Origin of the sequence: Gimesia chilikensis (assembly GCF_008329715.1) — a bacterium.
Classification (GTDB): domain Bacteria; phylum Planctomycetota; class Planctomycetia; order Planctomycetales; family Planctomycetaceae; genus Gimesia; species Gimesia chilikensis.
In genome coordinates, this window is record NZ_VTSR01000006.1 from 639,530 (window position 1) to 664,704 (window position 25,175).

Genomic DNA, 25,175 nt, shown 5'->3' on the forward strand with positions numbered 1-25,175 from the left:
CTGGGAACCGCTGGCCAGCGGGCAAATCACGCCTCGGGCCAGATTTGAACCAGACCATCAAACATAAAGTATACAAAGAATCAGGATAGCTCATGTCTGAGGGTAAGATTAAAAAGCTGCTCGTTGCCAACCGAAGCGAAATTGCGATTCGAATTTTTCGCAGTACTCACGAACTGGGGATTCGCACGGTCGGCATCTATACCCATGAAGATCGTTACGCCCTGCACCGGACCAAGGCAGACGAAGCCTACCAGATTGGTAAGCCAGGCCATCCTGTGAAATCCTACCTGGATATCGACGCCATCATCACACTGGCGAAGCAGAAGAAAATCGACGCCATCCACCCTGGCTACGGTTTCCTCTCCGAAAACGCGGAATTCGCCCAGGCCTGTAAAGACGCCGGCATCATTTTCGTCGGTCCTCAGGTCGAGACACTCAAATCACTGGGAGACAAGATCTCGGCCCGTAAAATTGCCGAGCAGGCAGGTGTTCCCGTTCTCGGCGGTAGTGGCGAAGCGATTACCGATACCGCAGAAGGACGCAAAACCGCTCAAACCATCGGCTTCCCGATCATTCTGAAAGCAGCCCACGGCGGTGGTGGTCGTGGGATGCGTGTTGTCCAGACGGAGAAAGAATTCGACGCTGCTTACGAGCAGGCCCGCAGTGAATCGCTGGCAGCCTTCGGCAGTCCCGATGTATTCGTCGAAAAATTCATCTCCCGAGCCCGTCATATTGAAGTCCAGCTGCTGGGTGATAAGCACGGCGGTCTGGTTCATCTTTACGAACGTGACTGTTCGGTACAGCGTCGTCACCAGAAGGTCGTGGAAATCGCCCCCGCTCCGAACCTGGATGCCTCGGTTCGCGAAGCTCTCTGTAATGCCGCTTTGAAAATTGGTCGGAGCGTGAATTACGAGTCGGCTGGTACTGTCGAATTTCTGCTGGATGATGAGACGAACCAGTTCTACTTCATCGAAGTGAATCCTCGTATCCAGGTCGAACACACTGTGACGGAACAGGTCACCGGTGTTGATATCGTCAAATCACAGATCCTGCTCGCCCAGGGCGCTAAGCTTTCAGATACCGGAATCGGCATCAACTCTCAAGAAGAAATCAAGACTCACGGTTTTGCGCTGCAGTGCCGCGTGACGACCGAAGATCCTGCGAACAAGTTCATGCCCGACTATGGACGCGTTGCACACTATCGCTCAGCCAGCGGCATGGGCGTCCGCCTCGATGCGGGAACCGCATTCTCCGGTGCAATGGTCTTCCCTTACTACGACTCACTGCTGGTCAAGGTGACCACCTGGGCGCGGACCTTCAAAGATGCTTCTGCCCGTACGGAACGCTGTCTGCAGGAATTCCGGATTCGTGGCGTGAAAACGAACATTCCGTTCCTGTTGAAACTGGTCACGCACCCGACCTTCATCAAGGGTGAGTGTATTACCCGGTTCATCGATGAGACGCCGGAACTGTTCAAGTTCCCCAAACGTCACGACCGGGCCACCAAACTGCTGACCTACCTGTCAGAGACGATCGTGAACGGCAACTCGCTGGTCAAAGACCGTGCGAAAGCAAAGCGACGGATGCCGGCTCCTGTGCCCTCATATAACAAAAAGCAGATCGATCCACCGGAGGGCATGCGACAGAAGCTGCTCGAACTGGGGTCAGAGAAATTCAGCAAATGGATCCTGGATCAGAAACAGCTGCTGCTGACGGACACATCCTTCCGCGATGCCCATCAGTCGCTGTACGCTACCCGTTTCCGTACACACGACATGCTGCAGATCGCAGAAGTTTACGCCCATAACTGCCCGCAGCTGTTCTCGCTGGAAATGTGGGGTGGAGCGACCTTCGATACCTCCATGCGGTTCCTGAAAGAATCTCCCTGGCAGCGTCTGGCTGATATGCGGGAACGAGTGCCGAACATTCTCTTCCAGATGTTGATCCGTGCTTCGAGTGCGGTTGGATATACCAACTACCCGGACAACGTGGTCCGTGCATTTGTGAAAGAAGCTGCCGCCGCAGGCATCGATGTGTTCCGCGTGTTTGATGCGTTGAACTGGGTGCCCAACATGAAGGTGGCGATGGAAGAAGTGCAGAAGAGCGGCGCCATCTGTGAAGCCAGTATCTGTTACACCGGCGATATTCTGGATCCGTCCAAATCGAAATACGATCTGAAGTATTACGTGAAGATGGCCAAGGAACTGGAAAACATGGGTGCCCACATTCTGGCGATCAAAGATATGGCCGGTTTGTGTAAACCGTATGCAGCCGAACTGCTGGTTAAAACCTTGAAGCAGGAAATCGGTATTCCCATTCACTTCCATACCCACGACACGATTGGCGGACAGGCCGCTTCCATTCTGAAAGCCGCCGAGGCAGGACTGGATATCGCCGACGGTGCAGTGCCATCGATGTCCGGTGGAACATCACAGCCGAACCTGACCACAGTGATTGAATCACAGCGATTTGCAGAACACCAGCCGCAGGTCAACGTCGAACACCTCGACGAAATCTCCGAGTACTGGCGTGCCGTCCGTAACTTCTACACCGCCTTTGAAAGCCCCGTGCTACCAGCCGGTGCGAATCTCTACGACCATCAGATGCCCGGCGGTCAGTACACGAACCTGCTGCAGCAGGCACAATCGCTGGGTCTGGGTGACCGCTGGTCTGAAGTCTGTCATGTCTACGCGGAAGTCAACCAGCTTCTGGGCGATATCGTAAAGGTAACTCCTACCTCCAAAGCAGTCGGCGATATGGCACTGTTCCTCGTTGCCAACGATCTGACCTGTGATGATGTCGTTAACGGCGACCGTGATCTGGCATTCCCCGAATCAGTACTGGATCTCGTCAGTGGTCGCATGGGGCAGACCCCCGGAGGTTTCCCCGATGCCGTCCAGAAACGAATTCTGCGAGGAGAAGAACCTCTCACCGAACGTCCGGGCAGTATTTTAGCTCCTGCCGACTTTGAAGACGCTGCGAAGACAGTGCAGGAGATGATCAACCGCACGCCTACCGATCAGGAAGTCGTGTCTTACCTGCTGTATCCCAAAGTCTTCGAAGATTTCGCAGCACATCAGAAAGCGTACTACGATACCAGCGGCCTGCCGACCTACGCCTTCTTCAACGGACTGGAACCGGAAGAGGAAATCGCCGTCGACATCGCTCCCGGTAAAACCCTCATCATCAAGTTCCTGGCTGTTGGTAAGCCACAGACAGATGGTTGCAGAACGGTCTTCTTCGAGCTCAACGGTCAGCCGCGTGAAGTGGTGATCGTAGATAAATCGTTGAAACCGCAGAACGATACCCGTCGCAAAGCAGATCCATCTGATCAGAAGCAAATCGGTTCAGTGATGCCTGGTGTTGTGGTCTCATTGACCATCAAGGTCGGCAGTAAGGTCAAAGCCGGCGATCAGCTGCTGATGCTGGAAGCCATGAAGATGCAAACCAGCGTCATTTCTGAACAGGATGGGGTCGTCAAAGAGATTCTGATCGAGCCTGGGACTCAGGTGGAGTCGGGAGACCTGCTGATCGTCCTGGAATAATTGACTGGTAATTCAAAACACCCCATTTTACCCAGATGGACCATAGTTTTAAATTTTGAGTTAAAGACACCAAAATCAGGATTCATTTTTTAATGAACCATTAGAGATAGTGAATCCGAGCTTCCTCATTCGCCGATAGATCAGATAACAGTAATTATTTGACCATTGTTATCCTGGTCTGAAATGAAATCCCAAAACAGCACATAAAGCGCGGTACACACGAACACCGGGCTTAAAGCAACTGGAGTAATCGGCGAATGACTGGAGAGCGTCAATCCATTCAACCTCCGCACTTTGTAATCTCAAGCGAAGGAGAAATCCTCGGCGAAGACACTCCTGAAAATCAGGAGATGGTCCGTCGAGTCGTCGCCTGCGTGAATGCCTGCGATGGCATTACGACCGAAGAGCTGGAGAGCGGAATTATTTCCGATATGCGTAAGGTAATCGCTCAAACTGCACCGCTGTTGCAGGAACGCAGCCAGATGACCGAGCTGCTGCGGAGAGAGATCCGCGCCGAGATGAACGCTCGCAAGAACAAAAAGTAACGCCGCTTTTATCAGTTCGCTTAATTCGAACTGCGTCTGAAATAGCCGCTGATGCGGACTTTCACTTTCCCTTTGGATTGATGTCCCGGAGGCAGATTCAGACCGATCATCAGCACGCCATCATCTTTAGGCGTGAATTCGACTTTCTCTCCGATCTTGAAGGGCTTCCCCATTTTGGGTTTCCCTTTTTCCTGTGAGAGAACAACCCCCATTAACGCTCCTACAGGTACGCCGGGAGCCAGTTCTTTCATGGGGTTTTTCTCAGGCAGCCCTTCGACGCTAGTTTTGATGTCTGTAATCAGATCATAGGTCCCGGTGGCTTGAATCCGAATTGATCTCCCCTTCGCGACCAGGCCGGCAGGGCCACTCCAGTTACGAGCCGCATCGATCTCAAAATCAGTGGAATTCGACGAGATCATTTTTTCATCGAGCTGATCGATCATCGCTTTCACGCCTGGGACATCTTTTTTAATGCTGAGAATCGACTCCAGCATCTCTTTGGATTTCTCATAATCGCCGGCATCAGAATATTTACGGGCGATATCAGCAGACTGGCGAATAAACGAATCGCGTAGTTTATCAGCCTGGATATTGAGCTGTTTCACATTCCCTTTCTTGGAACTCCCCTGGGCCAGGACATCTTGCGCAGGAATCGCGATTCCCACAAAGCCGATCAGAAACAGTACCTTTCGAAAGTTTTTTGATTTCAACACGATCTCAATCCCCTGCTCATATGATGTTTTGTCTGATACTCTCATTATGACTGACAGCAGCCAGGGTTCGCAATTCGTTTCTCGCCGGCACCGGGGCTCAAATACCCGGGAAGTCCGGTTATCCGGGTGGCCACTGTAAGGAGCGACCTCCGAGTAAATGTAAATGGAGATGATCGACCGTCTGACCTCCGGCTTTACCAGTATTGACGATTGTACGGTACCCTTCATCCAGCCCCAGCATTTCTGCCAGCTTTCCAACTGTCAGAAACAGGTGGCCCGCCAGTTCCATGTCTTCGGGTTCCAGGTGAGAAATCGATACGATCTCCTTCTTGGGGATCACCAGCACATGCACGGGAGCCTGTGGATTGACATCCTTGAACGCCAGACACAGTTCGTCTTCGTAGATAATGTCAGCCGGAATCTCCCGGTCGATAATTTTCTTGAAAATCGTTTTCTTGCCACTCATCTAACCTGCATCCTTCGTCTCGTATTCGACACTATTTTCAATTTCCTGGTGAATTCCAGCAAAACCGGATCTGTTCCAGCAAGTCATGCTGACAGACCTTCTCGGGCGCCTGACACTGATTATACAGAAACGGTATCCGCTGCACATCATCAGCCGGGCTGCGTTCAAATTCATTACCTCATCGAGTCCCCCAGATCGGGACACTTTTCTGATCTTAACAATTCAGAATACGCTGCCAATTTTCACATCAGGCGAATAACTGTTTGTAGACCCCGAACCCACCCGCCAGTAACAGACCGAGACAGGAGAGAAACAGCATCAGATCCCAGATCCGCCCAGGCGTTAATCGCTGATCGATCCGGGTATAGCGCAGATAGATGGCAGCGATCCCCAGCATCGGCAACATGATGGCCTGCATGGTCCCCGCGATCAACACCAGCCTGACCGGATTAGCCCCAGTCAGAAATACCGCCAGGCAGAGCAGAGGCAGAATAAACGACATGCCTCTGATCCATTTCTGCAGTGCGCCCGGCTTACGTTCGTCGTAGATTCCGAAGAAACGCAGTCCGTCGGAAAAGATACGTGCATTCGCGGCATTCGCCACCAGGAATGTTGAATAGAGAACGGCAATCGCTCCTGCGAGGAAGAGCCATTTGGCGTACGTCCCGAACACAGGCACATACGCTTCCGCCAGCGTGCTCACCATCCGCATCCCGTCCGGATCCAGGCCTTCCTTGTGCAGCACAGCCACTCCCATCAGGTAAAACGCCAGTGTCGCAAAAGTGTAGATGCACATTGAAGCGAAAGCATCGATCTTCATCACCCGCATCCAGCCTTTGGCGCGAAATGCCCAGCCAACATCCTCTGAATGGGGGCCGGTAAAGCGGGCGTAGCCCTTCTCCAGGCACCAGTAAGGATAGGCAATCAGTTCAGTCGCTCCGACGCCAATGATTCCAAACGCTGCCAGCGCAGTGATCAGGGGATTCATGCCCCCTGTCGCTTCCGGAATTCCGAACGACAGCCCTTTCATGATCTCCTCGCCGGAAATGCTCCAGATCTCTGAAGTCTGTAACGAAAAGACATTGCCGATCGTGATAAACGTAAAGGAAACAACCAGAATCGTTGAAAGATGCTCGATCAGATTATAGCGACCGTAGAACAGCAGAAAGGCGGTCATCACCGCGATCAATCCGGCCCAGATCTTATCGTCCCAGGTTTGCGGTTCCAGCAGGGATGTGCCCTGCTCATCAACCAGAGATTCCTGATTGCGAATCTTCAGTAGAATCATCTGCCCCTCTTCCTGCAGGGCTTCAATTCGCTGCTGCATCTTAGCGTGCCCTCGCAGATATCGCTCCCGTTCCTCGGGAGACATCGCAGCCAGGGAACTCTCTTCGCTGTTAAGTTCCTCTTCGATCTCGAGGTAGTGCACGAATTCTTTTTCGGACGGATATTGGATCGCCTGGCGATAGTCGCCTTTGATCGGTAGCGTCAGTGCCAGGGCCTGCCCCACACCGCCGACAATCCCCCCCAGTTGTCCGATCGTACACAGGCTCATGATCAGCCAGAACCAGAGAATCCAGTTGGGCGCCTGCTGATTCGGATTCCGCATGACTCCCAGGCGAGGTCCCGGCACATGGTTCAGCGCCTGGAGCGTGGTCTCTCCCCGGGAGATGGAATAGCGTCCCAGTTCGATCTGTACGAAGACCTTGATCAGACAGCCGACAATAATCAGCCATAACAGTGCAATCCCGGCCTGGGCACCGGTTTTGGTGGTTGCGATCAACTCGCCGGAACCAACAATACTGCCGGCCACAATCAGGCCGGGTCCCAGGCGTCTGACGATCCCGCCAAAACTGGTCGGGGCGTTAATGGCTTCTTCTTTCTCGGAACCCACTGATGGATCGAGAGCGCTATTCTCCTGTTGAGATTCCATCGTACTCCTGCTTCACCTTTGTTATCGACAGTGGGGGATGATGTCGAAACAACTATTCAGAGCCGAAAGAATTCAGACGGTCACCACTCTGATCTGAATTATTTCAGTTGTTGTTCAGCGACCTCAATCGCTTTCAGCAACCCCTTTGCCTTGTTCAATGTTTCATAGTACTCCGTCTCGGGTACACTGTCGGCAACGATCCCGGCGCCGGCCTGAACGTAGGCCGTCGATCCCTGCATGACCAACGTACGCAATGCAATACACGTATCCATATTTCCCGTAAAATCGAGATATCCGACGGCGCCGGCATACGGGCCTCGTCGATGTGGTTCAAATTCGTCGACGATTTCCATGGCCCGCACTTTGGGGGCACCAGAGACCGTTCCTGCAGGCAGCCCGGCACGCAAGGCATCCAGGGCCGTTCGACCTTCGGTCAGAGTACCGGTCACATTGGATGTGATGTGCATGACATGGCTGTAACGTTCCACTACCATCACATCCGACAGTTCCACCGAACCGAACTCACTTACCCGACCAACATCATTCCGCGCCAGGTCAATCAGCATCACATGCTCGGCTCGTTCTTTGGGGTCGGCCAGCAGTTCTTCGGCCAGCCGCTTGTCTTCCGCCTCGGTTTTCCCCCGTTTGCGGGTTCCCGCCAGGGGACGGATCGTCGTCAGGCCGTCTTCGACACGCACCATGATTTCAGGTGAGCTGCCGACCAGATCAACTTCGGGAGTCTTCAGCAAAAACATGAACGGGCTCGGATTGACGACTCTCAGGCTGCGATAAATATCCAGTGGTGTCGCCGAAGTCTCCAGTTTCAGGCGCTGACTCAAGACAACCTGAAAAATATCGCCGGCCACGATGTATTCCTTGCAGGCGTCCACCGCTGCTTCAAATTTCTGCTGTGAGAAATTGGACGACCATTCCAGATCCGGTTCCGCATGGGGATTCACACTGATGTCCGCCATCTTCAGAACGGCAGGATCCCCGGTCTGGAAGCGTTCGCAGGTCTGATCGATCTTCTCGCAGGCGGCCTGGTAAGCGGCCTGGAGGTCTGACTCACTCATTCCGGGAGTAATATGGGCATGTGCCACCACCAGCACGGTCTTATTAATCTGATCGAAGACCACCATATGGTCGTACAGCGCAAAGGAGAGGTCCGGGAGCTGACGATCGTCTTCAGGTGCATCAGGCAGGTTTTCAGAATAACGCACCACATCGTAGCCAGCATAACCGACGGCCCCTCCACAGAAACGGGGGAGCCCCGGTAATTCGGGAGCCTGGTACTGATCCAGAATGGATTCCAGTTCCTGCAGTGGGTCAGCGACGGTCCGCTCTTCGGTCTCTCCCTGCTGCTGGATTACCATCCGCTGCTGGTAGGCATCGATAGTCAGAAAGGGGTTGGCCCCCAGGAAGCTGTAGCGGCTGATCTGCTCACCACCCACGACGCTTTCAAACAGAAACGAGTACGGGCCCTTCTCCAGCAGCTGATACGCACTGACCGGCGTTAATGTATCTCCGGTCAACTGGCGATACACGGGAACCAGGTTCGCCTGTGTGGAAAGCTGTTGAAAAGTATCAAAATCTGGAACGTATTTCATGGGCCTTCAGTTGCCGTCTCTATGGATGACCGGGCATCCTGTTTCTAAATGTGCGCTGCGGACTCTCTTATGAGTGTTTCTGATTACAGAGACAAGCTGTCAGAGGTCTCTGTTCTCAAAAATCCGCAAAATCTCAGTCGCTGTCTACAGATTGGGGGTGGTGTACTCCCGGAGTTTCCCGTTTCAGTTTTGGAATCCACGGGAGTGCAATGGTATTCGGGACACGCATTGCATAGAATGAATCAGAGTAACCGTTCTTCAACGGCTTTCTGACAGAACTCGGTTGTGTGACTTTGTTTTCCGGGGCTGAACCAGTATGGTATTCAGTCCCCGAGTCTACACCGTTTGGGGACGAAAGTCACGCGAGTTACCATGCGGGCCGGTAACCGGATTACAGGCCCGGGGTCTGACCTATTTAGTTCAATCAAGGAGAATCAGGGTGAATTTGGATGCATTCACTCGCACGAGTGGTGAATGGCTGAGAGGAACCGGCCCGGACTCCGATATTGTGATGTCCAGCAGAATTCGCCTGGCGAGAAACCTCGCACAGTTCCCCTTTATCAATCGCTGTACGGAATCTACGTTGGGAGAGATCGAGCAGCTGATGCGGCCGATCATTACCAACCTGCCCATGCAGGAAAAGCTCTCCTATCTGAATGTAAACAAGCTCTCCAACCTGGATCGTCAGTTCATTGTTGAACGCCAGATGATCAGCCGTGAGCATGCCGAACGCTCTGGTCCCCGCGGTGTGGGACTGGATAACGAGGAAAACATCGGCATCATGGTCAATGAGGAAGACCACCTCCGCCTCCAGGTTTTACGCAGCGGATTTTCTCTCGACGAATGCTGGGACACCATCAACCGGATTGATGACCTGCTGGAATCCGAAGTCACCTACGCCTTCAGTGAAGAGTTTGGTTACCTGACCGCCTGCCCCACCAATGTGGGTACCGGAATCCGTGTCAGCGTAATGCTGCACCTGCCGGCGCTGGTCATCACGAAAGAGATTCAGAAAGTCTTCCAGGCGCTGCAGAAGATCAATCTGGCCGTCCGTGGACTGTATGGCGAAGGCAGCCAGGCCATGGGTGATTTTTACCAGATCTCCAACCAGGTCACCCTGGGGCAGACCGAGCATCAGCTGATCGACAGCATCAAGGAAGTCGTCCCCAATATCATCTCTTACGAACGGCGTGTCAGAAACTCGCTGCTCAAAGAAAATCGCCAGGGTCTGCACGATCAGGTTTCCCGTGCCTTTGGAATTTTGAGTACCGCCCAGACCATCAGTTCCGAAGAGACCATGCACCTGCTCTCCAGCGTGCGTATGGGGGTCAATTTAGGATTGATCGAAAGTCTCCCCATTTCAGCCGTGAACGAGATGTTCATCTTCACCCAGCCCGCTCACCTGCAGAAGCTGCAGGGAGGTGAACTGGAATCGAGCGAACGAAATGCGGCCCGCGCCAACTATCTCAGGCAACGTATCAGCGACGCCTCTAACTCAGAGTGAACCGACCTCTCTCGTCTGAATTTCACTGCGCACTCGACACAGCCCTGCAGGCGGGTTAAGCTATCAGTTCTGGATTATATGTTAACCAACTCATATAAAATCAGGCTGCGCGATCAATGTCCCTGTTTTGATCTCCCCTGATTTTCACTGTTTAGATCCCTCAAGTATCCTGCAACTCACTTCAGTAAGCGGAATATCACCATGCATACTTTCGTCCGCGTTCTTTTTACCTGCATCGTTTTCTCAACCAGCACCATCCACGCTCAGGACTTTCAGCAGCTCTTTAACGGTAAAGATCTGACCGGCTGGGAAGGTCGAGAAGGATTCTGGACCGTAGAAGACGGAGCCATCGTGGGTGAAACCACTCCAGAGCGTCCCGCTAAACCCAACACCTTCCTCGTCTGGCAGGGGGGAGATGTAGGTGACTTTGAATTTAAAGCCCAGGTCCGCTTCAAAGGCAACAACTCAGGTGTGCAATACCGCAGCGAACTGGTCGATCCGCAGAACTTCGCACTCAAAGGCTACCAGGCCGACCTGCATCCGAAACCCGAATATTTCGGGATGCTCTACGGAGAAAAAACCGGACGGGGCATCATCGCCCAGCGTTTCCAGAGAGTCGAAATTGGAGCGGAAGGCAAGCCTAAAGTCGTCGCAGAGATCGGCGATAAAAATCAGAAACTGAACGACTGGGAATGGAACGAACTGCGGATCGTCGCGGTAGGCAACCGGCTGGTACACCAGGTGAATGGAGTCAACACCGTCGATATCACTGACAACCACCCCCAGGCGTTTGCGAAAGGGGTGCTCGGTCTGCAGCTTCACGCGGGACCACCGATGCGTGTCGAATTCAAAGACGTGCAATACCGGCCGTTAGCAGGCAAAGAAGCCCAGGCCGTACTCAAGGCAGCTGTCGAGAACACAAAGAAAGCGCCCGCTAACAAAACATCGTCCACAAAAAATAAAAAGGACAAGTTTGACTGGGTCTCTGCCAAGCCGGTTCCAGGCTGGATCTGGAAGACAGACAACCCCACCGACAACGCCCCGATCTACCTGCGGAAGCAGTTCGAAGTCGCAAATCAGATCAAAGCGGCCCGTCTCTATTTCACCTGTGACAATCGAGCCACCGTCTGGATCAACGGCAAAGACGCAGGCACCGCAACCGACTGGAAAAATCCCGTCATGCTGAGCGATGCACGCAAACTGGTGCAGACCGGCCTCAATCAGATCGCAGTGAAAGCGAACAACAACGGTGGCGTCGCAGCCTTCATCCTGAAGCTGGAAATTGAAACTGCCGATGGTAAACAGCTGCAGATCAGCTCTACTCCCGACTGGAAACTGTCGGACCAGGAGTCTCCCGAGTGGAAGCAAGTCCGCTTCGACGATTCCTCCTGGAAGCTGAAACTGAAATCAATGGGCGCCTTCGGCAGTGGTCCCTGGGGTAAACCCGGGATCACAACTCGTAGTGGTGTCGACATGGAAGAACTGGCCCAGAACATCAGCATCGCGAAGGACTTCAAAGTCGAACTGCTTTATGAAGTCCCTGCCAATGAACAAGGGAGCTGGGTTTCACTCACCACCGACGGCAAAGGACGACTGCTGGCCAGCGATCAGGGCAACAAAGGCCTCTATCGCATCACAGTCACTGAGAAAGGGGATGCCCCCCAGGTTGATGTCGAAAAAATGCAGATCGACCTTTCCGGTGCCCAGGGTATGGTCTGGCACAAAGACGCACTTTACTTCCACAAGAATGGCGGCAACCTCTTCAAAGTTACAGATACGAACGGGGACGACCAGCTCGATACCGCCGAAGTTCTTCCCAGCGAACGCAGCGGTGGCGAACACGGCAACCATGCGGTGATCGTCGCGGAAGATAATCAGCACCTGTATGTCATCGGCGGCAATCACGCCGCTCTCCCTCCTCAGGACAGCATTGTCCGTTCACACGTTCCCACCTGGGACGAAGACCTGCTGCTGCCCCGTGAATGGGATGCCAACGGACATGCCCGCGGTCGCATGGCACCGGGCGGCTGGATTTCCCGGTTCTCACCGGAATCCAAACAGCACGAGATTATCTCTACCGGCTATCGAAACGAATACGATATCGCCCTCAACCGGGCCGGTGATATCTTCACCTACGATGCAGACATGGAATGGGACCTCGGAACTCCCTGGTACCGCCCTACCCGCATCAACGTCGCCGTCAGTGGTTCCGACTATGGTTGGCGAAGTGGTTCCGGCAAATGGCCCGAATACTACGAAGACAGTCTGCCCGCCGTGGTGAATATCGGCCCCGGTTGTCCGACCGGCGTGATCAGTGGCCAGGGAGCCAGGTTCCCGGCACGCTACCAGGATGCCATGTTCGCACTCGACTGGACGTTCGGCACGATCTACGCCATTCATCTCACTCCCGATGGCGCAGGCTACAAGGGTGAGCAGGAAGCGTTCTGCTACGGTTCACCACTGCCGCTGACCGATGCGATCATTGGTAAAGACGGCGCACTCTACTTCACCATCGGTGGACGGGGAACTCAGTCAGCGCTGTTCAGAATCACCTACACCGGAAACAAATCAACCAAACCGGTTACAGCAGAACTGGCTGGCGCTGAGGCCCGCATACTGCGTCGCAGCCTGGAAGCTTATCATGGCAAACAGGATCCAGCAGCCGTCGCTGCTGCCTGGCCACACCTCTCCAGTTCTGATCGCTGGTTGCGACACGCGGCTCGTGTCGCCATCGAATCGCAGCCCGTTGAGCAGTGGGCCTCGAAGGTATTTAAGGAGCAAAACCCTCAGGCACGGATTTCCGGGGCAGTCGCCCTGGCCCGCATGGGAAACAAATCACACCGCGATGCCCAGATTGCTGCTCTGCTGGAACTGGATCCATCTCAATTGAGCGAACCACAGTTCCTGGGACTGTTACGTGCTTACGCCCTGACGTTCATTCGCCTGGGCAAACCCACGGCAGAACAACGAGCACAGGTCATTGCCGAACTCGACCCGTATCTGCCCAGCCAGAGCAAGAACATCAACACCGAACTGGTTCGTGTGCTGGTTTACCTGGAATCACCAACCGTGATTGCCAAAGCCCTGGATCTGATTGAAAACCGGGGGGAACCTGAAGTCCCCGACTGGACCGAGCTGGCGGGACGCAATAAAAACTATGGCGGGCGTGTCCTCGACATGCTGGCCAAGCATCCGCCCACGCATGAAATCAATTATGCATTCATGCTGCGAAATCTGCGTGACGGCTGGACCATGGATCAGCGTCGAGCCTACATCGAGTTCATCAACGCCTCAGCGAAATACCCGGGAGGCAACAGCTATGCCAAGTTCCTGGGGAACCTGCGTGACGAAGTACTCGGATATCTCTCCAACGCCGATCGCGCTGCTCTGGCCGATATCAGTGGTGAGAATTTCAATCCCGTTCCTGATTTCAAAATCACTCCCCCTAAAGGCCCGGGACGAACCTGGACGATCGGCGATGCCAGCCGATACACTTCCGGCGGACACCTGCAGAAAGCCAGTTTCGAGAATGGCCGGAACCTCTTCCATTCCCTGCGTTGTGCTGCCTGCCACCGCTTTGACGGACTGGGGGGCGATGTCGGTCCCGACCTGACGACCGTGAAAAACAAGTTCGATGCCCGTTATATCCTCGAATCGATTATCGAACCGAGTAAGGTAATTTCCGATCAATACCAATCCTCGATCGTGATCACCGATGAAGGGCGTACTTTCACTGGTCTCGTTTCGAAAGACGGCGACAAAGTGATTGTCTACACGGCCGACATCAAGGCAGAGCCGATCGAGATCCCGGCAGAGAGCGTCGAAGAAATCCAGGCATCTCCTGTCTCGCAGATGCCCCAGGCAATGCTGAATACACTCAGCCCCGAGGAAGTTCGGGATCTGGTCGCCTACCTGCTGTCAGGCGGCGATCCCAAGGCTCGACTCTACGGGAAATAGAGCACGTCGAAACGCTTTTCTCATCGCAGCTGACACGGCGATTGTAAGGTCATTCGATCTTACAATCGTCCGCTGCGGAAGACACCGTAGATCAGCCAGATTCCCAACAGACTCGACATCATGAAAATCGGAATGCTGATATAAACCAGCCGCGTGTCCGATGAAATCGTGATGGCCGATGCGAGGATCAGCGACGACATTACCATTCCGATCGCCAGGCGGTTCCCGGAGCGGTCCATTTCGGTCGTGAGGTGATCAATGCCTTTGTGATCCAGGTGGATCTGCAGTTCGTCATCGGCCAGTTTCCCCAGGGTTCGCCCCACCTGCTCCGGCAGATCATGCATCACCTTGGAAAAGCTGCAGGCCTCGGACCAGATCCGGCTGGCAATCGCACGCGGATGATAACGCTCCGAGGAGAGTTTATAAATGTACGGTTCCATTTCCTGGGCGATATTCAGTTCAGGGGCAATCCGGGAAGCCACCCCTTCCAGGGTGATCATGGCCCGAATCAGCAGCATGATATCGACCGGGCAGCGAATGCGGTGAATCGCCAGAATATTGATAAAATCGGTCAGCATCTTGCCGACACTGATCTGATCCAGCGGGATTCCATAATAATTGCCGATGAAATCGCGGAGATCCGCCCGGAGCAACTGATGATCGACGGCCCGCTTGGCTTTGCCGATATTCAATACAACATCGACGAGTTTGTTCGTATCCTTTTTAGCCACGTTCAGTAACAGGTCGACCAGTAGATCGCGGCGTTCGTCTTCCAGTACTCCGATCATGCCGTAATCGATCAGGCAGAGCGAACCATCGTGCAGGACCCGGAAATTCCCCGGATGCGGATCCGCGTGGAACACTCCGAACTCGAACGTCATCTTCATGAAGATCCGCGCACCGTTGGCGGCGACCTCATGCGGACTGATGGGCAGGTTTTGCAGTTCCTGTTCGTCATCAATCCGATAGCCGTCGATGAATTCCATGGTAATGATATCGCCCTGGGTCATCTCGGAATAGATTTTGGGAACATACAGCGTGGCATCATCCTGGAACAGGCGATAAAACTCATCGGTCGAGCGGGCTTCTCTGCTGAACTGCAGTTCGCGATGGATCGTACGTGAAAACTGATTGACCAGTCCCACCGGATCGAAGACTTCCGCATCCGGAAAATGGCGTTCGATCATGGTCGCCAGTTCGTGCATCAGGCTCAGGTCCTGCTCGATTACCCGGTCGATGTCGGGCCGCTTTACCTTGACCACAAGAGGTGTACCGTCGTGGTGACGGGCTTTATGAACCTGCCCCAGCGAACCGGCGGCCAGGGGAACAGGATCAAACTCGGCATACAGCTTATCAATGGGCTCTCCCAGTTCGCGTTCAATAATGGCAATCGCGATTTCACCGGGAAATGATGGAACCCGTTCCTGTAATTTTTCCAGTTCCGCGACGACATCGCGGGGCACCAGATCGGGACGCGTGCTGACCACCTGACCGAATTTGATAAACGTGACGCCCAGACTTTCCAGGGCAAGGCGAATGCGTTTGGCACGGGTGAGCTTGATTTCAGGCTCGGTGCGTTTCCAGAACAGCAGCCTGCGGCCCCAGCGGAGATAACGTCTCAGCCCCAACTGATCAACGAGATCATCAAAACCATAGTTCATGAGAACGGTAACGATCTCGCGACTTCTGCGTAAGTTTCTGATTAACCGTAGTGGGTTTGAGTCCAAAGTTTTCTCCTGGCGGGCAAACGATCTCACGAAAACCCTTTCTCGAAAGCGCAGCCTGTTCGATGGTTGGTTTCAGCTTTTATCTTATCAGACTATAACAGACGTTCCTATGCAGCCAAGCCCCGTTCCTGCTAAAATGAGATTCCCTGAAATCTGATCCCCGTTCATCTGTAAGGCGGAGCCCGACACATGAGAATTCTGCAAGGCATCTTACTGCTGCTCATCCTCTTCACCAATCCCGTTTGTCAGGCGGGAGACTGGCCCCAGATTCTGGGTCCCTATCGAAATGCTCATGCTGCTGACGAAACCATCGCAGCGTCCTGGCCTGCAGGCGGACCGGAATTGAAATGGCAGCGTCCCGTCGGTAGTGGATTTGCAGGCGTTGCAGTCTTTCAGAATACGCTGGTGCTCTTTCATCGGGTTGGCGATCAGGAAATCGTCGAAGCACTCAACGCTGTTACTGGAGAACCGATCTGGAAACAGTCCGCCCCAGTCAGCTACCGGGGAACCTTCAACCCCAATGACGGTCCGATCGCGGTCCCTTTAATCCATAACAATTGGGTTTACACATTTGGCATCACGGGTCGTCTGCAATGCCTGGAACTGAAGACCGGCAAGGTAGTCTGGTCCCGCGACACTCATAAAGAATTCCAGGTCAGTGACGGGTACTTCGGAGTCGGCAGCACGCCCATCATTGTGGAAGAGAAGCTGCTGGTCAACGTGGGTGGTAAACGTAAGAATGCCGGCGTGGTCGCGTTTTCCCTGGACAAGGGTTTTACCTTGTGGCAGGCACTGCAGGACGATGCCAGCTACTCATCGCCAACCTCTGCCTTTCTACACGGTCGCTTCTATGCCATCTTCATCACCCGGCTGCACCTGACCGGCCTGGATCCGAAGAACGGCAATGTGCTGTTTCAGTTCCCCTTTGGTAAGCGGGGCCCTACGGTGAATGGTGCCGACCCGGTGGTGATCGGCAACAACGTCTTTGCGACAGCCAGCTACGGGGTGGGCGGTTTCTGGGGCCAGATTGAACAGATCGGCACGCGTGAAATCTGGCGCAGCGAAAAGCCGATGTCCAGTCAGTACACGACGCCGATTGAATATGATGGCAAACTGATCGGCATTGATGGTCGTCAGGATATCGGCACAGCCCGCCTGATTTGCTTTGACCCCCAGACACGCAAAGTCGCATGGGCCGAGAACGATTTTGGATACGCGACCTTACTTGAAGCCGACAACAAACTCATTATCATGAAAACCGATGGCACACTGGTACTGGCCGAAGCCTCCCTGGATGCCTATAAAGAACTGGCCAGCGAGCAGATCTTCCACTCCACGACACGGGCTCTGCCTGCCCTGTCTAATGGTCTACTTTACGTCAGAGATTCAAAAACATTGAAATGTCTCAAGCTGGGGTCAGATGCCCCGGTCACTCCTGAAAAAACGACTACGAACTAGAGGAACTCCTGATCCATGACAGCCCGCTCCCGTACGCGAAGTGAAGCAGAATTTGAACGCGCCCTGAAGGTCATTCCGGGAGGAGTGAACAGCCCGGCGCGGGCATTTGGCGCCGTGGGCGGACACCCGGTCGTCATTGATCGCGGCGAGGGACAGTACCTGTATGACATCGACGGCAACCGCTACATCGATTTCGTCGGTTCCTGGGGCCCCCACATTCTGGGACACCTGCATCCCCAGGTCATGTCTGGAATCGAAGAGGCACTCAAAAAAGGAACCAGTTTTGGCGCGCCCACGGTTCTGGAAAGTGAACTGGCGGAACTGGTAGCGGAACTGGTTCCCTCCGTCGAGAAAGTCCGTATGGTGAATTCAGGAACCGAAGCCGCCATGAGTGCGATTCGTCTGGCACGCGGCTACACCGGTCGGGATAAGATCATCAAGTTTGCCGGCTGTTATCACGGGCACGTCGACAGCCTGCTCGTTCAGGCAGGCAGTGGTGCGTTAACTTTAGGCGCTCCCTCCAGCCCCGGTGTTCCCCAGGGATGCACAGCCGATACCCTGGTCCTGGAGTACAACGACATTGAGCAACTCAAGGAAACATTCTCCCAGGCAGGTGACCAGATCGCAGGTGTGATCCTCGAACCGGTCGTGGGTAACATGGGGGTCGTCCTGCCGGAACCGGGATTCCTCGAAACGGTCAGAGAACTTTGTACCCAGCACCAGTCGGTCTTCATCATGGATGAAGTCATGACCGGATTTCGTGTTGCCCTCGGTGGAGCACAACAGCGGTTCGGGGTGACTCCCGACATCTGCATGCTGGGTAAAGTCATTGGCGGCGGCATGCCTGTCGGCGCTTATGGCGGAAAAGCGGAGATTATGGATGCGATCTCTCCGGTTGGCTCGGTCTACCAGGCGGGGACCTTGTCGGGAAATCCAATCGCGATGGCCTCCGGTATCGCAACGCTCCAGTGTCTGCGGGAAACTAATCCCTACCCGGAACTGGAAACGAAGACGCAGCGACTGACAAAAGGGCTCTCCGCAGCCGCCTCCAAAGCAGGTCTGCCTCACACGCTTGCTGAATGTGGCTCGATGTTTACGCTGTTCTTCAATCCCGAAAAAGTGACCAGCTTTGCGGTCTCTTCCCAGAACGATACAGAGCGATTTGCCCGCTATTTCCAGGGCATGCTCGACCGGGGGATCTATCTGCCCTGCAGCCAGTTTGAAGCCAACTTCGCTTCTACCTGCATGACAGATGAAGATATCGACCAGACGATTCAGGCAGCAGAAGAAGTGCTGCAGAGTATCGGCTGATCGATCTCATCTGAACGACAATTGACTACGGAGTGAAATCCGTCTGTTCATTGATCTCCAGGCAGAATGCAGCCAGAAGATTAGCCGCGTGTTCGAGGTCTTCCAGCGAGACGACCTCGACCGGGCTGTGCATGTACCGGTTGGGGATGGCGACGATACCGGTCGCCATGCCTCCCTGGTTCAACTGCATCGCATTGGCATCGTTACCAGCGGGACGCGAAATCGAGTTAATCTGACAGGAGATGTCGTTTTTCTCCGCCAGATCGGTGAGCGTTGAGAACACAACCGGGTTCACATTCGGACCGCGGTAGACGACCGGGCCATCGCCGACATTGATCTCGCCATTTTCCTTTTTACTGACCGCGGGACAGTCGGTGGCATGGGTCACATCGACGGCAATCCCGACCTCAGGCTGAATTGAGTAAGCACTGGTCTGTGCCCCACGCAGGCCGATCTCTTCCTGAACCGTCGAAACCGAGAAGACGCCGAACTCAGGTGACTTTTCACTCGCCTGGCGCAAGGCCTCCATGACAACCCAGACCCCGACGCGGTTATCCATCCCGGGGGCAGAAGCTAACTGGTTCAGCATCGGTCGGAAACCGAGCTCGAATGTAATGGGATCCCCGATCGCGACTTTCTCACGGGCTTCCGCTCCATTCTTAGCTCCGATGTCGATCCAGAGGTCCTTGATCTCGGGCACGGTTTTGCGTTCTTCCGGGGTCAGCAGGTGAATTGCCTTCCGGGCGATCACGCCGTGGATCGGCCCCGAATCGGTGTGGACCTGCATGTTCTGACCGAGCAGCATCTGGATATCCCAGCCACCGATCAGATTCGCCCACAGGTAGCCGTCATCATCAATATGCTGTACCAGCAGACCAATCTGGTCACAGTGGCCAGCGAACATCACCCGTCGTTTTGCTCCGGGATTGACGGCGGCGATCACATTGCCGTGCAGGTCAGTTTTCACTTCGTCAGCAAACTCTTTCACATACGCCCGCACAACCTCCTGAATGGGCCGCTCGTATCCCGAGGGGGCGGGAGAATGGAGTAGGTTTTTGAGGAATTCCAGGGATTTCGCTTCCATGATTCTGTCCTGACAATGCTAAGAATTTGCTGTGGGCCCGAAAGCAGGTGAGGCCATTCCTCTCGAGCGTTTTCTAATTATGCGTTTAAGTGGATGAATTTTAGTGACTTATGAGTATTTTTCAATGTAGGTTTTCATTGGACAGAAGAGCAATGTTGCATTAAATCAACGTACTGCCTGTGGAGGGGTTTCCTGCGAAAAAAAAGCAGAAAAGAACGCCACTTACAAAGAATCCTTAAGCTAAGATTTCAATGTGTTAAGCGATCCTCTCCCTTTAACGATAAGGGGTGAAGATCCGTCTGGTAACCCTGAACTGCGAAACAGGAGAGTACTGTTTCGACTTCATGTCTGAAAGTAATAGAGGAACAGATGACGGACTGGACAAAGCTGCGTAGAGAACTGATCGGTGAAGGTAAACAAAGCCCGCTGCCTCCGGAAATTAAGCTTCCGATGCTGCCCAAAGCAGTGATGGAATTTTCGCGGAAGGCTGAAGATCCTGCATCGACTCCCAAAGAGCTGAGCAAGATCATCGAAACCGACGCCGGAATTTCCTGTGAACTGTTGAGAATGGTTAACTCCAGCGCGTTCGGATTACGCCGGAAGGTTTCTTCGATTCAACAGACAATTACGCTGCTGGGAATTCGTTCGACGAAGCTCTTCCTGGTCACCACCGGTCTGAAGCAGGCGATGGCAACCAGCGATTCCAAGCTGATCAACCTGCCCAACTTCTGGAGTACCAACCTGGAACGGGCACTGATGGCACGCGAGATTGCCATGCTGATGAAGGTCGACGCCGATGTGGCTTTTTCAGCAGCCATGCTGGAAGACTTTCTGCTGCCCATCCTTTCTAAAGAACTCTTTGATCTGTATTTAAAATTCACGATCAACCAGGACAGCGATCCCTGTCTGTTGAGTGAATATGAACGCCGGCATTTCAGCTGGGATCACTCGGCAGCTGCAGCTAACGTGATGCTGGACTGGTCATTTCCTGATGACTTGATCTGTGCCGTCTATCTGCACCATGAGGGTTTGAAACTGCTCACAGATGACAAACTCGGTAAAACAGCTGCAACTGCCGTGGCGGTCGCTTCGCTGATCCCGGATCCCCTCAGACAGAATCCGCAGGGGCTCGATCAGTTACTGACTTTGAATGATGCCTGGCCCGAATTCAAGCTGTTTGAACTGGCCGACAAGATTGATCAGGAATTGAGAGAAGAAGCCACAACGACGGGAAATTATCTGTCGTTGAAAAATCGGCTCGAAAAACATGCATTGCTCCTGGAAACTGAGTAACAGGAGCGTACTTCCTCAGGGAGGCGCAGTGCCTCCCCTTCAGGAAACTGTGGTAGAGTAGTCGTTCGACTGCTTCAGACTTTTGTCCCACTTTTCTTTCTCGGAACGCACTTCCTCATCAGACGCCTTGTCATGCGCTGATGCCAGATCGCTTTTCAGCAGATAGCGTCCGTCCTCTGTATGCAGACAGAACTGCTTAAACCAGAGCATGCTCGCGACGTTGGGCTGAGGGCTGTAGAGAGTCACCGCGATCCCTTTTTCATACAGGTCGTACAACATTCCAAAGAAGCCACTCGGAATGTATTTGACCGACGACAGCTCGACGCCAATCGACTTGCACTTTTCGTGATCAACCAGACGCGTGAGCGTTTCACGCAACAGTGCCAGGTCGGCTCCATCCCAGATTTCCATAGTTCCGAAATCCAGAACGGTTACCCCGTCACGCTCATAGACGCTCATTCGATCGCGTTTAGATGCCATGCTGTGGTTCTCTCTTTCTTCTGGTTGATCATCAAGGCTGTTGAACAGTGTACTGTTAAGAACATTGAATAGACGCAAAGAGCGGACCATTCGTATGCCTAATCAGTAAGCTCTGTTGCAACCCCTCGATAAAGTCAACGATAAAAGGGAGTTAAGAATTATGGCCCTGTTTGATATTCATTAACTCTTAACGTTGAATGTTGTGCTTTTTCTACATTGAAATCTGGAATGATGTAAAAAGACATCGCGACAGGTTCGACAAATAAAACAAAAGGCTTTGTGAAGTGTTCAGCTCTGAGGCAATATCTACCCTTTACTACGGACTCCAGGTAGTGAATGTTGGATTTTGGCAACGATCATCTTATTTTTCAGACGACGTTTGAGCGGAGAAAATCTAACAGCCGGATAAGAATTACTGTACAGCCCTGAATTTACTGGCGTACAGGAACTGAAGACGCGACGTTCTTCAAGCTGTGAAACGGGCGCAGGCAACGGGAAAGTCGACCGGGCTTCCGGATGAAAGAATTAGACCTTCGTTACTTCGCAGATTATTTTTTACTGCGGGCCCGCGGATCGAAATTGCGAATGGAATCGGGCACCTGGGTCTGCATCTCCTCATAGAGTTTCTGCAGACGCGCCACGACTTCGGGATGATCCTTCGCCACGTTATGCTGCTCAGCGGGATCCTTTTCAAGATTGAAGAGCATCATCGGTACCGGCTGATCGCCCGTGAGCAATCCGGGTGGTTGGTTCGGCATAGCCTGTTCATAAGGAGCAATGATCGTCACACCATCGGGCCCGCGCGGGTCAATCCAGTCCTTTCCCCGGTTCGCCAGCAACTGTCGGGGGGACGGTTTAATGTGAAGCTTCCAGGGCCCGCTTCGTACCGTAAACAGGGAATTGCCTTTCATGGAGAAGAGCGCCTCATGCGGAGTCGACGCCTGCTCCGTCAGTACGGGAAACAGATCCTTACCATCAATCACCCGGTCAGCAGGCACCTTGATTCCCGCCTGCTTCAGGATCGTCGGGAACACATCGATCGAACCACAGACAGTATCGATCACCTGGCGGGGAGGAATTTTCCCAGGCCAGCGGGCGATCATCGGCACACGCAGCCCGCCTTCCCAACTGGTCGATTTCATTCCCGACAGACCAGCCGTATTCCCACCAAACCAGGGCCCGTTGTCAGAGGCAAAGATTACCAGCGTATTTTCATCGAGATTGAGGTCCTTCAATGTTTTCAGAATCTCTCCCACGCTCCAGTCGAGCTCAGCGATCACATCACCATACAGACCGTTTCCACTTTTCTTGTAGAACGCTTCCGAAGCAGCCAGCGGCTTATGAGGCATCGCATGCGGCAGATACAGGAAGAAGGGCTTCTGCTGATTTTCCTTGATGAACTCAATGGCCCGTTCGGTATAACGCTGCGTTAGATTCGCCTGAATGACCGGGTACTCGATGACCTGCTCCCCCTTAATCAGATTCACGGGACGCATGTCGTTGGAATACAGAATCCCCAGGTAATCATCGAAACCGTGTCGCGTGGGGTAGAACCGGGGATTGTGGCCCAGGTGCCATTTCCCGACACACAAAGTCGAGTACCCCTGCTCTTTCAACAATTCGCTGAGCAGAACTTCGCTATCCGCGATCCCCACCCCCGTATTGAACTGCTTCCCATCCGGAGCCGGGTTAAACCAGACGCCGTGCCGCCAGGGGTAACGCCCCGTCAACAGCGTCGCGCGGGAGGGAGCACAATAAGGCACCGGAACATTGAACTGCGTCAACCGCGCCCCTTCCGCGGCCATCTGGTTCAGATGCGGCGTTTTGAACCTGGGATGCCCGTAGCATTCCAGATCCCCATAGCCCAGATCGTCTGCGAATATAATGACAAAGTTGGGGCTGGCCTGCTTCGCCTCTTTCGCCTGCAGGGATTCGATCGATCCAATACAGAAAGCAACGAGACAACAAAAGATCCTGAGAGCGCTGTTCACAGTACGGTCCTGTCTGTCCGGGGATTGATTTTCTATTTAAGCCTCCGCTGATTTGATTCCTCAACGGAAGCTGACTTTCCAGCATACCAGAGAGCGTAACCCAAAGCAAATTTTAGCGTTAAGGCAGCCGGTCCCGTGGCTTTCCAGAACACGATCCAGTCTGGTTCCGGCCGAGATTCGCCTTGAGCCATCCTCGTGAATCAAGTATTTTTCCCTATTCATTTTACCACCGTCCGGTTGGATTGTTTCAAACTGCAAGGATGCACGATGAAAGCCCCCCATCTCCTGATGTCGCTGGCCCTGGCCGGCTTGATGCTGACAGGCTGTGACAGCGCCAAAGATTCCATGCCTGAACCAGATGCAGGCAAACCCCCGCGCGTGACGCAGGACGAATCTCCCATGCCTGAAGAAGCAGCGCCAGACTCTACCTCAGACTCGGAGCGTGAGGAGAAAGAAAAACACGAGACCATCCGCGTCTTTTATGGCACCGACCGCAACCTCACCGGTTCCCCCAAACCCAAAGAGTTCTTCGGCACGAAACGGTCCACGCTCTCCCTCGGCTTCTGTGATGTCAGTATCCCTGAAGACCATCAGCCCGGCGAACTGGAATCCCCCAGCATCTGGAAGCTGGAGTTCCGTGAGAACCCGGATAAGCATGTGGTACTGAAATCGGTCGAGCCAGCTTCCGGTTCGCATTTCCTGACCGAACTCCGTAAGACCATCGAAGATTCCGTCGAAACGAAAGAAACCGCCTCAGGCGTTCTGCAACGGGGTGGAGAAGCGTTTATTTTCATCCATGGCTTCAACAACTCCTTTGAAGACGCAGCCCGGCGGACCGCACAGATCGCCTACGACCTGAAATTCAAAGGGGCACCGCTGATGTATAGCTGGCCTTCGCAGGGCAGCGGTTCGATCTGGGCCTACAAGGAAGATGGACGAACCGCTCAATGGTGCGAAGAAAACGTCACCCTGTTCGTCGAAGCCATCGCCCGCGAGTCCGGGGCTCGCAAGATTCATCTCATCGCACACAGCATGGGCAACCGGGTTCTCTCGCGTGCACTCAAAAACATTTCTCAAAAGCTGACACTGGCGCGACAGGAGAAACCTCTGTTTAATGAGGTCATACTCACAGCCCCTGACATCGACGCCCAGGTCTTTAAAGATTCCATCGCCCCTCACATCGTGCAGACAGCCGACCGATTCACCATCTACTCTTCCTCGGAAGACCTCGCGCTCAAAGCCTCGCGGGTAGTGAATTCGCTCTGGCATCAAAGGCTGGGAGAGGGGGGCTCCTACCTCACGGTCTTCCCCAAATTCAAGAAGATCAACGTAGTGGATGCATCCGACATCGATACGAACCTGTTCGCCCTGGGACACTCTTACCACGCAGACAGCGTCACCGTCCTCTCCGATGTCAGACTGGTCTTCGAAGGCATCCCGGTCCAGCGCCGCAACCTGCGCTCCCTGCTGCAGGATCTGGCCTGGAAGTTCAACAGCGGTGGCGGCAGTCTGCTGGGACGGGCGGTTCGCGGCACTTTCCGTTGAACAGGCAAATGTCATC

At 53.9% G+C, this 25,175-nt stretch carries 16 protein-coding genes; 8 read left to right on the forward strand and 8 right to left on the reverse strand.

The annotated features are described in order from the left end of the window. Positions 1 to 92: 92 nt before the first annotated feature. Both FYZ48_RS09490 and FYZ48_RS09495 read left to right on the forward strand, forming a co-directional pair. A complete protein-coding gene (locus FYZ48_RS09490) occupies positions 93 to 3,545 on the forward strand; it encodes a pyruvate carboxylase (protein ID WP_149339694.1) in 3,453 nt (1,150 codons plus the stop codon). Positions 3,546 to 3,802: 257 nt separating this feature from the next. After that, positions 3,803 to 4,090 carry a hypothetical protein gene (locus tag FYZ48_RS09495; protein ID WP_145189880.1) on the forward strand — a complete coding sequence of 96 codons (288 nt, stop codon included), beginning with the start codon at positions 3,803 to 3,805 and terminating at the stop codon, positions 4,088 to 4,090. 20 nt (positions 4,091 to 4,110) lie between these two features. Here FYZ48_RS09495 and FYZ48_RS09500 read toward each other — a convergent pair whose 3' ends face one another. The 4 genes from FYZ48_RS09500 to trpE all read right to left on the reverse strand — a co-directional run bounded on the left by FYZ48_RS09500 (position 4,111) and on the right by trpE (position 8,809). Beyond that, positions 4,111 to 4,803, reverse strand: a complete 693-nt coding sequence (locus FYZ48_RS09500; protein ID WP_149339696.1) for a hypothetical protein — start codon at positions 4,801 to 4,803, stop codon at positions 4,111 to 4,113. A 118-nt stretch (positions 4,804 to 4,921) separates the two neighbouring features. Next, complete coding sequence (locus FYZ48_RS09505; RefSeq protein ID WP_149339698.1) at positions 4,922 to 5,269, reverse strand: histidine triad nucleotide-binding protein; 348 nt, start codon at positions 5,267 to 5,269, stop codon at positions 4,922 to 4,924. 247 nt (positions 5,270 to 5,516) lie between these two features. Further along, positions 5,517 to 7,202, reverse strand: coding sequence for an Nramp family divalent metal transporter (locus FYZ48_RS09510; protein ID WP_149339700.1), 1,686 nt, complete (start codon positions 7,200 to 7,202; stop codon positions 5,517 to 5,519). A 98-nt stretch (positions 7,203 to 7,300) separates the two neighbouring features. Continuing rightward, on the reverse strand, positions 7,301 to 8,809 hold the full coding sequence (gene trpE, locus FYZ48_RS09515; RefSeq protein ID WP_149339702.1) for an anthranilate synthase component I: 1,509 nt from the start codon (positions 8,807 to 8,809) through the stop codon (positions 7,301 to 7,303). Positions 8,810 to 9,248: 439 nt separating this feature from the next. On the opposite strand from trpE, the gene FYZ48_RS09520 reads away from it, so the two are divergent. Beyond that, on the forward strand, positions 9,249 to 10,313 hold the full coding sequence (locus FYZ48_RS09520) for a protein arginine kinase (protein WP_149339705.1): 1,065 nt from the start codon (positions 9,249 to 9,251) through the stop codon (positions 10,311 to 10,313). 201 nt (positions 10,314 to 10,514) lie between these two features. Further along, positions 10,515 to 14,270: a family 16 glycoside hydrolase gene (locus tag FYZ48_RS09525; RefSeq protein ID WP_149339707.1), complete on the forward strand. Its 3,756-nt coding sequence runs from the start codon at positions 10,515 to 10,517 to the stop codon at positions 14,268 to 14,270. A gap of 59 nt (positions 14,271 to 14,329) precedes the next feature. Here FYZ48_RS09525 and FYZ48_RS09530 read toward each other — a convergent pair whose 3' ends face one another. Then, positions 14,330 to 15,931, reverse strand: a complete 1,602-nt coding sequence (locus tag FYZ48_RS09530) for an ABC1 kinase family protein (RefSeq protein ID WP_149339709.1) — start codon at positions 15,929 to 15,931, stop codon at positions 14,330 to 14,332. Positions 15,932 to 16,186: 255 nt separating this feature from the next. On the opposite strand from FYZ48_RS09530, the gene FYZ48_RS09535 reads away from it, so the two are divergent. Together FYZ48_RS09535 and hemL are read left to right on the forward strand one after the other, a co-directional pair. Beyond that, positions 16,187 to 17,455 carry a PQQ-binding-like beta-propeller repeat protein gene (locus FYZ48_RS09535; protein WP_149339712.1) on the forward strand — a complete coding sequence of 423 codons (1,269 nt, stop codon included), beginning with the start codon at positions 16,187 to 16,189 and terminating at the stop codon, positions 17,453 to 17,455. A 15-nt stretch (positions 17,456 to 17,470) separates the two neighbouring features. Further along, entirely contained in the window at positions 17,471 to 18,766 is a 1,296-nt protein-coding gene (gene hemL / locus FYZ48_RS09540; RefSeq protein ID WP_149339714.1) for a glutamate-1-semialdehyde 2,1-aminomutase, read from the forward strand. A 25-nt stretch (positions 18,767 to 18,791) separates the two neighbouring features. On the opposite strand, the gene FYZ48_RS09545 is transcribed toward hemL, so the two are convergent. Further along, complete coding sequence (locus FYZ48_RS09545) at positions 18,792 to 19,850, reverse strand: M42 family metallopeptidase (RefSeq protein ID WP_145042987.1); 1,059 nt, start codon at positions 19,848 to 19,850, stop codon at positions 18,792 to 18,794. A gap of 369 nt (positions 19,851 to 20,219) precedes the next feature. Here FYZ48_RS09545 and FYZ48_RS09550 point away from each other — a divergent pair, with 369 nt between their 5' ends. Further along, positions 20,220 to 21,143 carry an HDOD domain-containing protein gene (locus FYZ48_RS09550; protein WP_149339716.1) on the forward strand — a complete coding sequence of 308 codons (924 nt, stop codon included), beginning with the start codon at positions 20,220 to 20,222 and terminating at the stop codon, positions 21,141 to 21,143. A 39-nt stretch (positions 21,144 to 21,182) separates the two neighbouring features. Here FYZ48_RS09550 and FYZ48_RS09555 read toward each other — a convergent pair whose 3' ends face one another. Together FYZ48_RS09555 and FYZ48_RS09560 are read right to left on the reverse strand one after the other, a co-directional pair. Beyond that, a complete protein-coding gene (locus tag FYZ48_RS09555; RefSeq protein ID WP_145042991.1) occupies positions 21,183 to 21,623 on the reverse strand; it encodes an STAS domain-containing protein in 441 nt (146 codons plus the stop codon). 548 nt (positions 21,624 to 22,171) lie between these two features. Beyond that, positions 22,172 to 23,614 carry a sulfatase-like hydrolase/transferase gene (locus FYZ48_RS09560; RefSeq protein ID WP_198422197.1) on the reverse strand — a complete coding sequence of 481 codons (1,443 nt, stop codon included), beginning with the start codon at positions 23,612 to 23,614 and terminating at the stop codon, positions 22,172 to 22,174. A gap of 267 nt (positions 23,615 to 23,881) precedes the next feature. Between FYZ48_RS09560 and FYZ48_RS09565 the strand changes: the two genes are divergently transcribed. Further along, a complete protein-coding gene (locus tag FYZ48_RS09565; RefSeq protein WP_149339718.1) occupies positions 23,882 to 25,159 on the forward strand; it encodes an alpha/beta hydrolase in 1,278 nt (425 codons plus the stop codon). Positions 25,160 to 25,175 lie beyond the last annotated feature (16 nt).